The organism is Aeromonas molluscorum 848, assembly GCF_000388115.1.
GTDB classification, from domain to species: Bacteria; Pseudomonadota; Gammaproteobacteria; order Enterobacterales; family Aeromonadaceae; genus Aeromonas; species Aeromonas molluscorum.
Window position 1 is genome coordinate 1 of sequence record NZ_AQGQ01000109.1, and the last position, 13,547, is coordinate 13,547.

Consider the following 13,547-nt stretch of genomic DNA (forward strand, 5'->3'; position numbering starts at 1 on the left):
CTGATGGACAAGGCACTGAGCTTCAACGGCTTCGGCTGCAAGGGGGAGAACCGCTCCCCCAGCCTGAGCTGGCAGGACCTGCCGGCCGGCACCAAGAGCGTCGCCATCACCGCCTATGATCCCGATGCACCCAGCGGCAGCGGCTGGTGGCACTGGCTGGTGGTGAACCTGCCCGCCAACCAGAGCGCGCTGGCCAGCAACGCCTCCGGCAAGCTCAAGCAGGGGCTGGAACTTAGAACCGATTTCGGCAGCCAGGGTTACGGCGGCCCCTGCCCCCCGGCCGAGCACGGCATGCACCGTTACCAGTTCACCGCCTGGGCCCTGCCCCAGGATCTCGAGGTGAAGGCAGATACCCCGCCCGCCATGGTAGGCTACATGCTCAATGCCATGGCGCTGGGCAAAGCCACCCTGACCGCCACCTTCGTCACCCCCTAGGAGCCCGCCGGATGAGCACTCCCCTGCTGCAACTGAATCACTATTTCGGGATCCGCCAGCAGCCCCTGCACCGGGTGCTCATCTATGCGCCGACCATCATCTGGGTGCAGCAGGGTCACAAACAGCTGTGGTGGCGGGAGCGGCGCCTGTCGTTTGACAAGGGAAGCTGGTTGATGGTGCCTGCCGGTCACCGGCTCACCTTCGTCAACCAGCCAGAGCAAGGCAAATTCAGCTCCCATGTTCTGACCCTGCTGGCCCCACCCCCGGCGCAGTGGCTGACAGACTCACCACCCGATCCAGCCTCCCCCATAAAAGATCCCAGGCTGACAGTGACCCCCGAGCTGGCATTTTGCTTCGATCTGGTCTGCTCCATGGCGCAACGCAACCTGAGTGAAGCCACCCAGACCGAGCTGCTGCGCGGCTTCTATGCCGAGCTGCAGGCTGCAAACGGCCTGGCACTGCTTTTTCCCGCCAGCACCATGAGCCTGGGTGAGCGGCTCGCCCGTTATCTGAGCGTGGAGCCTGGCGCCAACCATACCCTGGCGGGAATAGCCCCGCATTTTTCCATGAGCCGCGCCTCCCTGGTGCGCAAACTGGCCGCCGAGGGGTGCAGTTTTCGCACGCTGCTCACTCAGGTACGCATGAGCCATGCCCTCAGCCTGTTTCAACGAGCCCTCACGCCATTGGACGTGGCCCTCGCCTGCGGTTACGACTCCCCCAGCCGCTTCGCAGCCCGCTTCAAGCAAGAGTTCGGCCTGACCCCCCAGCAATATCTACACACCTGCCCCTCAACTGACAGGCAGTCGCAAGTAACCCGTTGTTGAAGTGCTGTGACTTGCAGTCAAATGAGGCGCTCACATCAGGGGCTGACCACGACATGGAGAGAGGTGCAGGCCGACAATCACCCATGGCAATGCTGCTCGCCTGACGGCAGACAGCGTCACTAACCTTGCGCTATGACTCAGTTTTCCTTATCCATCTGACATAAAAAACCCCGCGAGCAAGCTGGCGGGGTTTCTCGTTGACTGTCGTTCACAACCTCTCGTCTGTTGTTACTCGTTGACCACCTCGTTCATCACCAGGTGCACCACGGGATTTTCGGAGAAAGATAGCGATCATCGTTCATCTCATCATCAAAAGTGGTGGCCTGGAACAACATCTGCTTGGTGTTCTCCAGGTGCTGCCACATGGCGAGCTTGGCGGCCTGGGGATCTTTTCGCATCAAGGCCTTGAGGATCTGATCGTGATCGTCACACCAGCTGGCAATGGCCTTGTCGTCGATATGCTCATGCAGCTTGCGCCAGTAGGGGTTGCGTTCGCGGTGCAACCAGAGCTGCTCGGTCAGGATCACCAGCACCGAGTTTTGCGTCGCCTTGGCCACCTGAATGTGGAACTGCTTATCCCATTCAGAGTCGCGGGCCCTGTCTTCATTGCGGGCAAGGGCCTGGATCTTGAGCAGCTCCATGATGTCCTGCTTGGTCACCTGGGTCGCGGCAAATTCGGCGATGTTGCTCTCCAGCAACTGGCGCGCCTGCAGCAGCTCGAACGGACCTGCGGTCAGCAGGGCATCGTCCAGGGTCGGCGCAGGCTCGGCGCTCTGGCTCTCCCGGGCGATGACATGGATGCCAGAGCCTTTTTGCACCGCAACCAGCCCTTCGACTTCCAGCATGATGATGGCTTCGCGCACCACGGTGCGGCTCACCTCCATCTCCTCGGCGATGAGTCGCTCCGCGGGCAGGCGTTCACCGACCTTGTAGCGCTGACTGGCAATCCGCTGTTTCAGCTCGGCGGCGACTTTCTGATAGAGCCGTTTTGACTCGAAGACATCCACATTCATGTCACTCACACCTTGGCCTCTCTGCTGCAAGCGCCCGGCATGGTGCTCGGCGCGATAACTTGTTATACCAATTTAACTCAAAATGAACAGATGAGCCAGAGGCTCACCTGTTCCGCGCACTTATCAATGCATGCCGAACAGGCCCGGCAAGAAGAGGCTAAGCGACGGTATATAGGTCACCGCCATCAGACTCAGCAGCAGCACGAAGAAGAAGGGCAGCATCGGCTTGATGAGGGCTTGCAACTTGACGCCCGAGACCGAACAACCAACGAACAGCGCACTGCCGACCGGTGGCGTGCAGAGGCCAATGCAGAGGTTGAAGATCATCATGATGCCAAAATGCACCGGATCCATGCCCAATTCCGTGACGATCGGCAGGAAAATGGGGGTGAAGATCAGCACCGCCGGGGTCATGTCCATGAAGACACCGACGATCAGCAGTATCACGTTGATGATGAGCAGGATAACCAGCGGGTTATCAGACACATTCATCAAGGCGTCGCTGATGGTGTACGGGATGTCGGCATTGGTCATGGCCCAGGACATGCCCACCGAGATGCCAATCAGCAGCAACACTATGGCCGTGGTGATGACGGAGTCGAGCATGATGCCTGGCAAGTCCTTGAGCTTGACCTCGCGGTAGATGATCACCGACAGCACAAAGGTATAAACCACGGCGATGGCAGAGGCCTCGGTGGCGGTGAAGATGCCACCGAGTATGCCGCCCATGACCACCACGACCAGCAGCAGGCTGGGGATGGCATCCCAGAAGGCGCGCATCACCATGGCAAATGAAGGTCGTTCGGCAATGGGGTAACCACGGCGCTTGGCGATGATGGTGCCCACCACCATGATGCTGACCCCCATCAGGATGCCAGGCACATAGCCCGCCATGAACAGGGTCGCCACCGAGATGCCGCCAGCGGTCAGGGCATAGATGATCAACACGTTGGAGGGGGGGATCAACAGGCCGGAGATGCAGGAGGTGACGTTGATGGCGGCAGAGTAAGCCGGATCATAGCCCGCCTTCTTCTGCATGGGCGCCATGGTGCCGCCCACCGCTGCCGCGGCTGCCACCGCAGAGCCGGAGATGGAACCAAACAGCATGTTGGCCATGACGTTGACGTGACCAAGGGAGCCCGGCATGCGGCCCACCAGCACCTGGGAAAAGTTGATGAGACGCTGGGCGATACCGCCGCAGTTCATCAAGGTGCCCGCCAGGATGAAGAAGGGGATCGCCAGCAGGGAGAAACTGTCGAGGCCGGTCGCCATCTTCTGGCCGATCACCGCCAGTATGGTCTCCAGCGGCAGCATCATCAGGCCGGAGGCCAGGGTTGCCAGACCGATGGAGAAAGAGATGGGCACGCCCGCGAACACCAGCACGAAGAAGGAGCCGAACATGACCAGAGCTATGGTCCAATCCATCAGATGTTCTCCTCTGAGGGGGCAAGATCGGGGCTAGGAGCCAGGCTGTCGAGCAGGGTCTCCAATATGTAGAGCACGCAGTAATAGCTGATGATGAGACCGCTCAGCGGCAACACCATATAGACATAGGCCATCGGCAACTGCATGGCCGGAGAGACCTGGCCCGTGCTGTAGACCTTGGTCACCAGGGTGAGACCGCCCCATACCATAGTGCTGCCGGCAAACAGCAGTACGCAAAAATCAACGAATAGCTGATTGATGAGCTTAGGGGCACCTTTCAAATTGGAGACAAACAGGTCGATGCTGAGATGGCGGCGCTTGCCGGTGGCATAGGCCGCCCCCAGCAATCCCACCCAAATCATGCTGAAACGGGCGATTTCATCGGTCATGGTGCTGGGCTGGGACAGCACATAACGGCTGAATACCTGCCAGACCACGCAGACCACCAGCATGGCCATCACGGCCACGGTGAACCCGGCGAGCAACCTGTCGATCGGTCGCTTGAACTTTTCAAGACGCATTGCAATTCTCCCGGGAGGGCAGCCAGGACCGCCCTCCCCTAATAGTTACTGAGCGGCTTCGTTCTCGATCTTGCTGAGCCACTCGCCGCGCACCGGATCCTTGCGGAAATCGTCATACAGGGGAGCCAGCGCCGTGCGGAAGGCCTCCTTGTCGACCTTGATAAAGGTGGCACCCGCCTCGGTTGCCTGCTTGCGCGATGCCGCCACTTCCTTGCCCCACAGCTCCTGCTCATAGGTTTCTGAGTGCTTGGCCGCCGCTTCCAATATCTGTTTCTGCTCGTCGGAGAGCTTGTCCCACACCTTGGTGGAGATCACCAGGAAGTCAGGCACCGAGGTGTGTTGATCTTCGGCATAGAACTTGGCGACCTCGACGTGACGGGTCTGCACATAGGAAGGTTCGTTGTTCTCGGCGCCGTCTATCACCCCTTGCTGGAGCGCGGTATAGACCTCACCGAACGGGATCGGGGCCGGGGCGGCGCCAAGCAGCTCGATCAGCTTGATGGTGGTCGGCGTGGCGACGACCCGGATCTTCATGCCTTTCATGTCAGCCGGGGTGTGGATCGGCTTGTTGGCGTAGAAGCTGCGCGTCCCGGCCACATAAGCGGCGATGGAGACGAAGCCCTTGTCCCGGGTCTCAGCCATCATGGCATGGCCAACCGGGCCATAAATCACCTTGTTGAAATGGGCCTGATCCTTGAACAGGTAAGGCAGGCTGAAGATGGAGAAGGCAGGGGAGAAGGGCTCCATCTCGCTGGCGCTGGCCTTGGTCATGTCGAGGGCACCATTTTGCAGCAGCTCCAAGGTTTCACGCGGGCCGCCCATCTGGCCACCCGGATAGATGCGCAGCTTCATCTTGCCGTCGGAGGCGGTGCTGATCTCCTTGGCCATCTGGGCCAGGGCCTGATGCACCACATGATTGGTATCCAGGTTGTGCGCCAGCTTCAGGGTGACCTTGTCCATGGCATAGGAAGAGAAGGCGGCCAGGGTCAGCGGAGCGGCCATCAGGATAGCGGCGGCGAGTGTTTTCATTTTCATTGGAGCGGGACCTCAAGTGTGTGTGTTGTTATCTGCTAGACCTCTTCCCTGAGGAGTCAGTCTTAATGTCCTACATCTTTGTGGGGCTAACTGTAATTGGTAGAACATCTATGAATATTGAGAACCATCACAAAAAATGAAGACCTCACAATTTCGCTGTCATAAACCCAACACGGGTCACATTTTGAGCCCACAGGAAGACAAAAAGGGAAAGAATGACTCCGAATGTCGCGCAATATCACAACTTTGGTGAGGCTTCATCGTAAAAGAAGCCTCAATAAGCCCCCTTTTTACCTGAATAGGATTATTTTGTGACCTGGCTGGTATTTTTACGTCAAGGTGACTAGACGAGATGTCTGGCAAGGCGAATAATTGGTCCAACAACTATTCCATTCATCGAGATCCCTCGTACGGAGCAAGCCGAATGACCGCCTTCATGACAGATGACTTTCTGCTGGATACCGAATTCTCTCGCCAGCTTTATCACGGCTTCGCCGCCGGACAGCCGATCTTCGATTATCACTGCCACCTGCCCCCGGCCCTGATTGCCGAAGACCACCGCTTCGCGAACCTGTACGAGATCTGGCTCAAGGGCGATCATTACAAGTGGCGGGCCATGCGCTCCAACGGGGTCGACGAGCGCTTCTGCACCGGCGATGCCGATGACTATGCCAAGTTCCAGGCCTGGGCCGGTACAGTGCCCCAGACCATAGGCAACCCCCTCTACCACTGGACCCACCTCGAGCTCAAACGGCCCTTCGGTCTGACCGGCACCCTGCTGGGGCCGCAAACGGCGCGGGAAGTGTGGGATTTTTGCAACGACAAGTTGGCCCAACCCGAATTCTCGGCCCGCGGCATCATGGGGCAGATGAACGTCAAGATGGTGGGCACCACGGATGATCCCGTCGACGACCTGCGCCATCACGCAACCGTCGCCGCCGACAGCAGCTTCGACATCAAGGTGCTGCCGAGCTGGCGTCCGGACAAGGCCTTCAACATAGAGGCCGACGGTTTCCTCGACTATCTGGCCCGGCTTGGCGAGGTGAGCGATGTCGAGATCCGCCGCTTTGCCGACCTCACCCGGGCCCTGGGAGTGCGCCTGGACCACTTCGCCGCCCACGGCTGCAAGATAGCCGACCACGCCCTGGATGAGGTGCTGTTCGGGCAGACCAGCGAGGCCGAACTCGATGCCATGCTGGCCCGCCGTCTGCGGGGCGAGACACTGACGCTGGCCGATGTGGCGGCCTTCAAGACCGCCGTGCTTATCTATCTGGCCGGGGAGTACAAGCGGCGGGACTGGGTGCAGCAGTACCACATCGGTGCCCTGCGCAATAACAACAGTCGCCGCTTGCTTAGCCTGGGGCCGGACACCGGTTTTGACTCCATCAATGACGCCCCCGTGGCCCGGGCGCTGTCGCAGTTGCTCGATGCCCAGGACCGTCAGGATCTGCTGCCCAAGACCATCCTCTACTGCCTGAACCCGAGGGACAACGAGGTGCTCGGCACCATGATCGGCAACTTCCAGGGTGGCAACATCCCCGGCAAGATGCAGTTCGGCTCCGGCTGGTGGTTCAACGATCAGAAGGATGGCATGGAGCGCCAGCTGACCCAGCTCGCCCAGCTCGGTCTGCTCAGCCGCTTCGTCGGCATGCTGACCGACAGCCGCAGCTTCCTCTCCTATACCCGCCACGAATATTTCCGCCGCATCCTGTGCCGCATGGTAGGTCGCTGGGTCGCCGAGGGCGAGGCACCGGCCGATCTGGCCCTGCTCGGCGCCATGGTCGAGAACATTTGCTTCAACAACGCGCGGGACTACTTCGCCATCGAGTTGAACTGACCCCACAACAGGCGGTGAGGGATCCCTTGCCGCCAGCTGGCACCCATCCGAGTCAAACCGTGCCGCACTCATACCACCCAACCGGGGAGCCCGCTCCCCCATGAGGAATGACAACAAGATGCAACGCCTGAATCGTGACGCCTTTCCGGGGGCCCAGTATCCGGACCGCGTGATCCAGTTTGGCGAAGGAAACTTCCTGCGCGCCTTCATCGACTGGCAGCTGGATCTGCTCAATGAACACACCCGCCTCGATGCCGGCGTGGTGATAGTGCGTCCCATCGACAGCGATTTTCCGCCCAGCCTCAGCACCCAGGATGGCCTCTACACCACCGTCATTCGCGGCCTGGACGAGTCGGGTGACGCGATCAGCACCCAGCGGCTGATCCGCAGCGTCAACCGCGAACTCAACTGCTATCGCCAGTTCGACGAGGTGCTGGCCCTGGCGCGCAACCCCGATATCCGCTTCCTCTTCTCCAATACCACCGAAGCGGGCATCAGTTACCACGAGGCCGACCAGCTCAGCGATGCGCCACCGGTCAGCTTCCCGGCCAAGCTGACTCGCCTCTTGTTCGAGCGGTTCACCCACTTCAATGGCGCTGCCGACAAGGGATGGGTGTTGCTGCCCTGCGAGCTGATCGACTACAACGGCGAGGCCCTGCGCGAGCTGGTGCTGCGCTACGCCGCAAAGTGGCAGCTGCCCGCCGCCTTCCAGACCTGGCTGCGCGAGCACAACACCTTCTGCTCCACCCTGGTCGATCGCATCGTCACCGGCTTCCCCCGGGACGAACATGCCGAGCTGCAGGCGCAGTTTGGCTATCAGGATCAGTTCGTGGTCACCGCAGAGCACTTCTATCTGCTGGTGATCCAGGGACCAGCCTGGCTCGAGCAAGCCCTCTGCCTCGACCAGATGCCCGCCGAGCATGCCCTCAATATCCGCATCGTCTCCGATATCAAGCCCTACAAGGAGCGCAAGGTCGCCATCCTCAACGGTGCCCACACCGCCCTGGTGCCGGTCGCCTTCCTGGCCGGTCTGGATACGGTCGGTGACGCCATGACCGATGAGCAGGTCGGCGAATTCGTGCTGCGCATCATGAGCGACGAGATAGTGCCCACCCTCGACTTGCCCAAGGATGAGCTGCTCTCCTTTGCCCGTGACGTACAGAGCCGTTTTCGCAACCCCTTCATCAAGCATCAGCTGCTCGCCATCGCCCTCAACGGCATGACCAAGTTCCGCACCCGTCTGCTGCCGCAACTGCTGCGCTACCAGCAGCAACAAGGGGGCTTGCCGCCGCGCCTGAGCTTCGCATTGGCGGCCCTGCTGGCGTTTTATCGCGGCGAGCGTGAGGGTCAGCCCTATCCGCTGCAAGACGATCAACCCTGGCTCGATGCCTACGCCCGTCTCTGGCCCGCGGTCGAGCGCGGCGAACTGGCCCAGCGCGAGCTGGTGTGCGAGATCCTCGCCAACGCCGAGCACTGGGGTCAGTCCCTGTGCGATATTCCGGGTCTGGTCGAGCGAGTCGATCACTGCCTGACCGCCATTCGTGAGCAGGGGCTGCGCACGGCGCTGGCCGCCTGCTGCTGAGGAACCATGATGCAAGCCGTTATCCGTATTCACCCCGCTGACAATGTGCTGGTCAGCCTGCGCGACCTCGCCGCCGGCGAGGTCATCGAGCATCAAGGCATCACCCTCACGCTGGGGCTGCCCCTCGCCCGTGGCCATAAAATCGCGCTGGTCCCCCTCGCCCAGGGAGAGCAGATCATCAAGTACGGTCTGCCCATCGGGCATGCCACCGCCGCCATCGCGCCCGGTGAGCATATCCATCACCACAATCTGGCCACCAACCTCAACGATCTGGACGAGTACAGCTATCAGCCTGAGCTGGCCGAGGTCAGCACGACGCTGCCGGACAGGGAGATCCAGATCTACCGCCGCCAGGATGGCCAGGTCGGCATTCGTAACGAGCTGTGGATATTGCCGACCGTGGGTTGCGTCAATGCCCTGGCCAAACAGATGAAACAGCAGATAGAGCGAGACACCGATCTCCAAGCCATCGATGGCGTGCACCTGTTCAGCCACCAGTACGGCTGCTCCCAGCTCGGCCAGGATCACCTCAACACCCGTACCCTGCTGCAAAACCTGGTGCACCACCCCAACTCGGGGGGCGTGCTGGTTGTGGGCCTGGGCTGCGAGAACAACCAGATAGCCGCCTTCAGGGAGACGCTCGGCGACTTCGACGAGTCCCGGGTGCGTTTCATGGTGTGCCAGCAGCAAGATGACGAGGTGGAACATGGGGTGGGGCTGCTCACCGAGCTGCTCGCCCGCATGAAAGAGGACCAGCGCCAGCCGGGGCGTCTAGGCGAGCTCAAGTTCGGCCTGGAGTGCGGCGGATCCGATGGCCTGTCCGGCATCACGGCCAACCCGCTGCTCGGCTGTTTCTCCGATTATGTGATCCAGCACGGCGGCACCTCGGTGCTGACCGAGGTGCCCGAGATGTTCGGCGCCGAGCGCATCCTGATGTCCCGCTGCCAGGATGAGCAGACCTTCGACAAGACGGTGCTGATGGTCAATGAGTTCAAGCAGTACTTCATCGACCACCACCAGCCCATCTACGAGAACCCCTCCCCCGGCAACAAGGCGGGTGGCATCTCGACCCTGGAGGAGAAATCCCTCGGCTGCACCCAGAAGGCGGGCCAGAGCCAGGTGGTGGATGTCCTGCCCTACGGCGCCCGTCTGCAGCGCCCCGGCCTGAACCTGCTCAGCGCCCCCGGCAACGATGCCGTGGCCACCAGCGCCCTGACCGGTGCCGGCTGCCACATGGTGCTGTTCAGCACGGGCCGTGGTACCCCCTATGGCGGCCCGGCCCCCACGGTCAAGCTCGCCACCAACAGCGATCTGGCCAGGCGCAAGCCGCACTGGATCGACTTCAATGCCGGCACCCTGATAGAGGGCACGCCCATGAACAGCCTGCTCGGCCAGTTCGTCGATCTCATCGTCGAGATAGCGAACGGCAAGCCGACCTGCAATGAGCGCAACGACTTCCGGGAGCTGGCCATCTTCAAGAGCGGAGTCACCCTGTGACGGCCGAACTCGGCTGGCTGGCCCCGGTCTGGACCCTGTTCCAGCAGCAACCCCTGGCGCAAGGCATCGGCCTTGCCGCCATGCTGGTCGGGGTGAGTGCCTTCCTGCAGCGGGACGACAAACGCTTTCGACTGAGGCTGTGCCTCTACCAAGCCGCCATCGCCTTCCACTTCGCCCTCATGGGGGCGAGCACGGCGGCGCTCAGCGCGGGGCTCAGCTGTGGTCGCACCATCGCCTCGGGGCGCACCCGCAGCCCCTGGGTGATGCTGTTCTTCCTGGTACTGGTCTGGGTGCTGGGCATTCCCAGGATCACGGAGACGGTGCAGTGGCTGCCCATCATAGGCACCACCATAGGCACCTGGGGCCTGTTTCGCGCCCACGGCATCGCCCTGCGGCTGTGCATGCTGGTCGGTGGCCTGTGCTGGACCAGCCACAACATCTTGATAGGCTCCATCGGCGGCAGCCTGATCGAAACCACTTTCCTGTTCGTCAACTGTCACACCATGTATCGCATGTGGCGACATCCCTTGACGAGCACTCCCTAACTTTTGCAAGGAGTCATGACCATGACCCGACAGATAGCCGTGATCGGCGAATGCATGGTGGAGCTGCGCCGCGCCGCGCAGGGCCTGCTGGCACAGGGCTTTGGCGGAGACACCCTCAACACAGCCCTCTACCTCGCTCGCCTGGGTCAACTAGAGGATCAGCCCCTCGGCAGTCAGGCGCTGCAGGTGCGTTATGTCACGGCCCTCGGGCAAGATGGGCTCAGCAGCCAGATGCTGTCGGCCTGGCAAGCGGCAGGCGTCAACACCGACTGGGTGCAGCGCCTGGCTGACAAGGTGCCCGGCCTCTATCTCATCGACACGGCGGCAAACGGCGAGCGATCCTTTACCTATTGGCGCAATGACGCCGCCGCCCGCTACTGGCTGGAACGCGAACCGGCCGACGCCATCCTCGCCGCGCTGGGCCAATGCGAGCTCATCTACCTGAGCGGCATCAGCCTGGCCATCTTGCCCGCCGCCTCGCGTCAGCGTCTGATGACGGCCCTTGCCAAGGCCCGTGCCCAGGGTGCCCGGCTGGTATTTGACAACAACTACCGCCCCCGGCTCTGGGCCGACCAGGACACGGCAAGAGCGGCCTACGCCGCCATGCTGGCCCAGACCGACATCGCTCTGCTGACCCAGGACGACGAAGTCGCACTCTGGGAAGATCCTTCCCTGGAGCAGACCATAGTGCGCACCCAGGACCTGGGCGTGGCCGAGATCGTCATCAAGCGCGGCGCCGAGCCTTGCCTCATCGTCACGGCGCAGCAGCGCAGCGAGGTCGCCGCCACCCGGCTTGATCCGGCCCTTGTCGTCGATACCACGGCCGCTGGCGACTCGTTCAGCGCAGGCTACCTGGCCGCGCGCCTGCAAGGTAGCGACACCACAGCGGCGGCCCACGCCGGCCATCGTCTCGCCGCCACGGTCATTCAATACCCGGGGGCCATCATCCCCCCCTCTCACATGCCACAGTCCCCATGCCACTGAGTAAGGAAATCGACCATGTCTGATCTCATCGCCCGCCTCGAAGCCCTCAAGGTGATCCCCGTCATCGCCCTGCAAGACGCCAAGCAGGCAGCCCCCCTCGCCCGCGTGCTGGTCGAGAACGGCCTGCCCGCCGCCGAGGTGACGTTCCGTACCCCGGCCGCCGCCGAGGCCATCCGCCAGATGCGCACCGCCTACCCTGAGTTGTTGATTGGTGCCGGTACCGTACTCACCCGCGAGCAGGTCGATGCCGCCATCGACGCCGGGGCAGATTTCATCGTCAGCCCTGGCTTCAACCCCACCACGGTGCAGTACTGCCTGGACAAGGGCATTGCCATCATCCCGGGGGTCAACAACCCCAGCCTGGTCGAGCAGGCCATGGAGATGGGCCTGCGCCAGCTCAAGTTCTTCCCGGCCGAACAGTCCGGCGGCATCCCCATGCTCAAGGCCCTCGGCGCCGTCTACCCGGTGCGTTTCATGCCTACCGGCGGCGTGACGCCAGCCAATCTGCAAGATTACCTGGCGCTGGATTCTGTGATCGCCTGCGGTGGCACCTGGATGGTGCCCGCCAAGCTTATCAATGAGGAGAAATGGGACGAGCTGGCCCAGCTGGTGCAGGAGGCGGTTGCCGCCCTCTGAGCCCGACACCGCTCTTAGCAACCCCAAAGCCCTTGTTCCAAGGGCTTTTTTTATGCGCGCCGAGGGATGGCGGTCATGGCCGCTTGCAGAGTGGCGCTAATTCATGAAACCAATTTATCCACCTCGTTGAGGCGCTCCGAAGACTTGAGGTGCCCACGCTTCTCGGCGCCGTCAGGCTAGGCAGTGTCAGGCTCCAACCATCAGACCGAAATGGAGGCATACTGCGGTTGGCGCCGGCCACTGACGGCCCCTTGGTGGCTTTTTGATGTTGCACAAGCATGCAAGATGCCTCTGAACCCGGGCACGGCCAGGAGATGAAGCTCCCGCCACATGGTCAACAACAACACATAACTCTCAGCAGCCACCAAAAGCCATAATCAGGCGACAACATCAATATAAGTCCATTCGCTCGAAACTGTGAAGCACCGCATATTAGTGATAGTTGTTACCACAGAATGGTTAAAAACCGTCAATTAATGTGTAAGTGAATGAAATTTAAATATATTTACTATCATAATTCTCCACCACAAAGCCCTCCATTTGGCTTCCTATCTTTTCATTCATTGAAATCGTGAACGACACCAAAGCGATAGGTCAATATGGAACTATTTTGTAACTTGTCGAAATATCAGTTGAATCTGTAAGTCATTACAATGATGTCAATGAGGGATGATTACTTAACCATTGATGTGACGGCAAGAGACAGCTTCATCCCCCCCTATGCAACTGGTTTTTAATCGTGAGGTAGTGGTTATGGAAAAGAAACGGATTTACCTGTTTTGCTCTGCCGGGATGTCGACGTCACTGCTGGTCTCGAAGATGAAGGCGCAGGCTGAGAAATATGATGTGCCCGTGGAGATAGATGCCTACCCGGAAACCCTGGCCGCCGAAAAAGGGCAGGATGCCGACCTGGTGCTGCTGGGCCCACAGATTGCCTACATGCTGCCTGAGATCCAGACACTGCTGCCGGGCAAGCCGGTCGAGGTCATCGACTCCCTGCTCTATGGCAAGGTCGATGGGTTAGGCGTCCTCAAGGCCGCCGTCGCATCCATCAAGAAAAGCCTCACTCAGTAAGGAGAACACCGTGAGCACTATCATCGCGTCCCTGGAAAAGGCCATATTGCCCGTTGCCGTCAAGCTGGGTAAGCAGCCTCATATCAACGCCATCAAGAATGGCTTCATCAAACTGATGCCCCTGACCCTAGCCGGGGCC

The 13,547-nt window shown here is 60.9% G+C and carries 13 protein-coding genes; 9 read left to right on the forward strand and 4 right to left on the reverse strand.

Features of this window, described 5'->3' with window-relative positions:
* On the forward strand, window positions 1–435 hold a 435-nt coding region (locus G113_RS13970; protein ID WP_040319241.1), incomplete at its 5' end, for a YbhB/YbcL family Raf kinase inhibitor-like protein.
* Between the two features lie 11 nt (window positions 436–446).
* Window positions 447–1,259 carry a helix-turn-helix transcriptional regulator gene (locus G113_RS13975; protein ID WP_005904892.1) on the forward strand — a complete coding sequence of 271 codons (813 nt, stop codon included), beginning with the start codon at window positions 447–449 and terminating at the stop codon, window positions 1,257–1,259.
* Between the two features lie 251 nt (window positions 1,260–1,510).
* Here the strand turns inward: G113_RS13975 and exuR are convergent, their stop codons facing one another.
* The 4 genes from exuR to G113_RS13995 form a co-directional block, all read right to left on the reverse strand.
* A complete protein-coding gene (exuR, locus tag G113_RS13980; protein WP_005904894.1) occupies window positions 1,511–2,272 on the reverse strand; it encodes a transcriptional regulator ExuR in 762 nt (253 codons plus the stop codon).
* Between the two features lie 123 nt (window positions 2,273–2,395).
* Window positions 2,396–3,697: a TRAP transporter large permease gene (locus G113_RS13985; RefSeq protein ID WP_005904896.1), complete on the reverse strand. Its 1,302-nt coding sequence runs from the start codon at window positions 3,695–3,697 to the stop codon at window positions 2,396–2,398.
* On the reverse strand, window positions 3,697–4,218 hold the full coding sequence (locus G113_RS13990; protein WP_005904898.1) for a TRAP transporter small permease: 522 nt from the start codon (window positions 4,216–4,218) through the stop codon (window positions 3,697–3,699). The genes G113_RS13985 and G113_RS13990 overlap by 1 nt, the downstream gene beginning before the upstream one ends.
* Before the next feature lie 45 nt (window positions 4,219–4,263).
* The gene (locus G113_RS13995) at window positions 4,264–5,253 is read right to left on the reverse strand and encodes a TRAP transporter substrate-binding protein (protein ID WP_005904900.1); all 990 of its coding nucleotides are present in this window, start codon (window positions 5,251–5,253) and stop codon (window positions 4,264–4,266) included.
* Between the two features lie 424 nt (window positions 5,254–5,677).
* Here G113_RS13995 and uxaC point away from each other — a divergent pair, with 424 nt between their 5' ends.
* The 7 genes from uxaC (at window position 5,678) to G113_RS14030 (ending at window position 13,408) form a co-directional block, all read left to right on the forward strand.
* Window positions 5,678–7,090: a glucuronate isomerase gene (gene uxaC / locus G113_RS14000; protein ID WP_005904902.1), complete on the forward strand. Its 1,413-nt coding sequence runs from the start codon at window positions 5,678–5,680 to the stop codon at window positions 7,088–7,090.
* A 118-nt stretch (window positions 7,091–7,208) separates the two neighbouring features.
* Window positions 7,209–8,672 carry a tagaturonate reductase gene (locus G113_RS14005; protein ID WP_005904904.1) on the forward strand — a complete coding sequence of 488 codons (1,464 nt, stop codon included), beginning with the start codon at window positions 7,209–7,211 and terminating at the stop codon, window positions 8,670–8,672.
* 6 nt (window positions 8,673–8,678) lie between these two features.
* Window positions 8,679–10,169: a UxaA family hydrolase gene (locus G113_RS14010; RefSeq protein WP_330216946.1), complete on the forward strand. Its 1,491-nt coding sequence runs from the start codon at window positions 8,679–8,681 to the stop codon at window positions 10,167–10,169.
* Complete coding sequence (locus G113_RS14015; RefSeq protein WP_005904910.1) at window positions 10,166–10,714, forward strand: YgjV family protein; 549 nt, start codon at window positions 10,166–10,168, stop codon at window positions 10,712–10,714. Before G113_RS14010 ends, G113_RS14015 begins: the two co-directional genes overlap by 4 nt.
* A 21-nt stretch (window positions 10,715–10,735) precedes the next feature.
* Window positions 10,736–11,698, forward strand: a complete 963-nt coding sequence (kdgK, locus tag G113_RS14020) for a 2-dehydro-3-deoxygluconokinase (protein WP_040319244.1) — start codon at window positions 10,736–10,738, stop codon at window positions 11,696–11,698.
* Window positions 11,699–11,713: 15 nt separating this feature from the next.
* Window positions 11,714–12,334 (forward strand): bifunctional 4-hydroxy-2-oxoglutarate aldolase/2-dehydro-3-deoxy-phosphogluconate aldolase, encoded by a 621-nt coding sequence (locus tag G113_RS14025; protein ID WP_005904914.1) that lies wholly within the window; start codon window positions 11,714–11,716, stop codon window positions 12,332–12,334.
* Window positions 12,335–13,087: 753 nt separating this feature from the next.
* Entirely contained in the window at window positions 13,088–13,408 is a 321-nt protein-coding gene (locus G113_RS14030) for a PTS sugar transporter subunit IIB (protein WP_005904916.1), read from the forward strand.
* The last annotated feature ends 139 nt before the right edge of the window (window positions 13,409–13,547 follow it).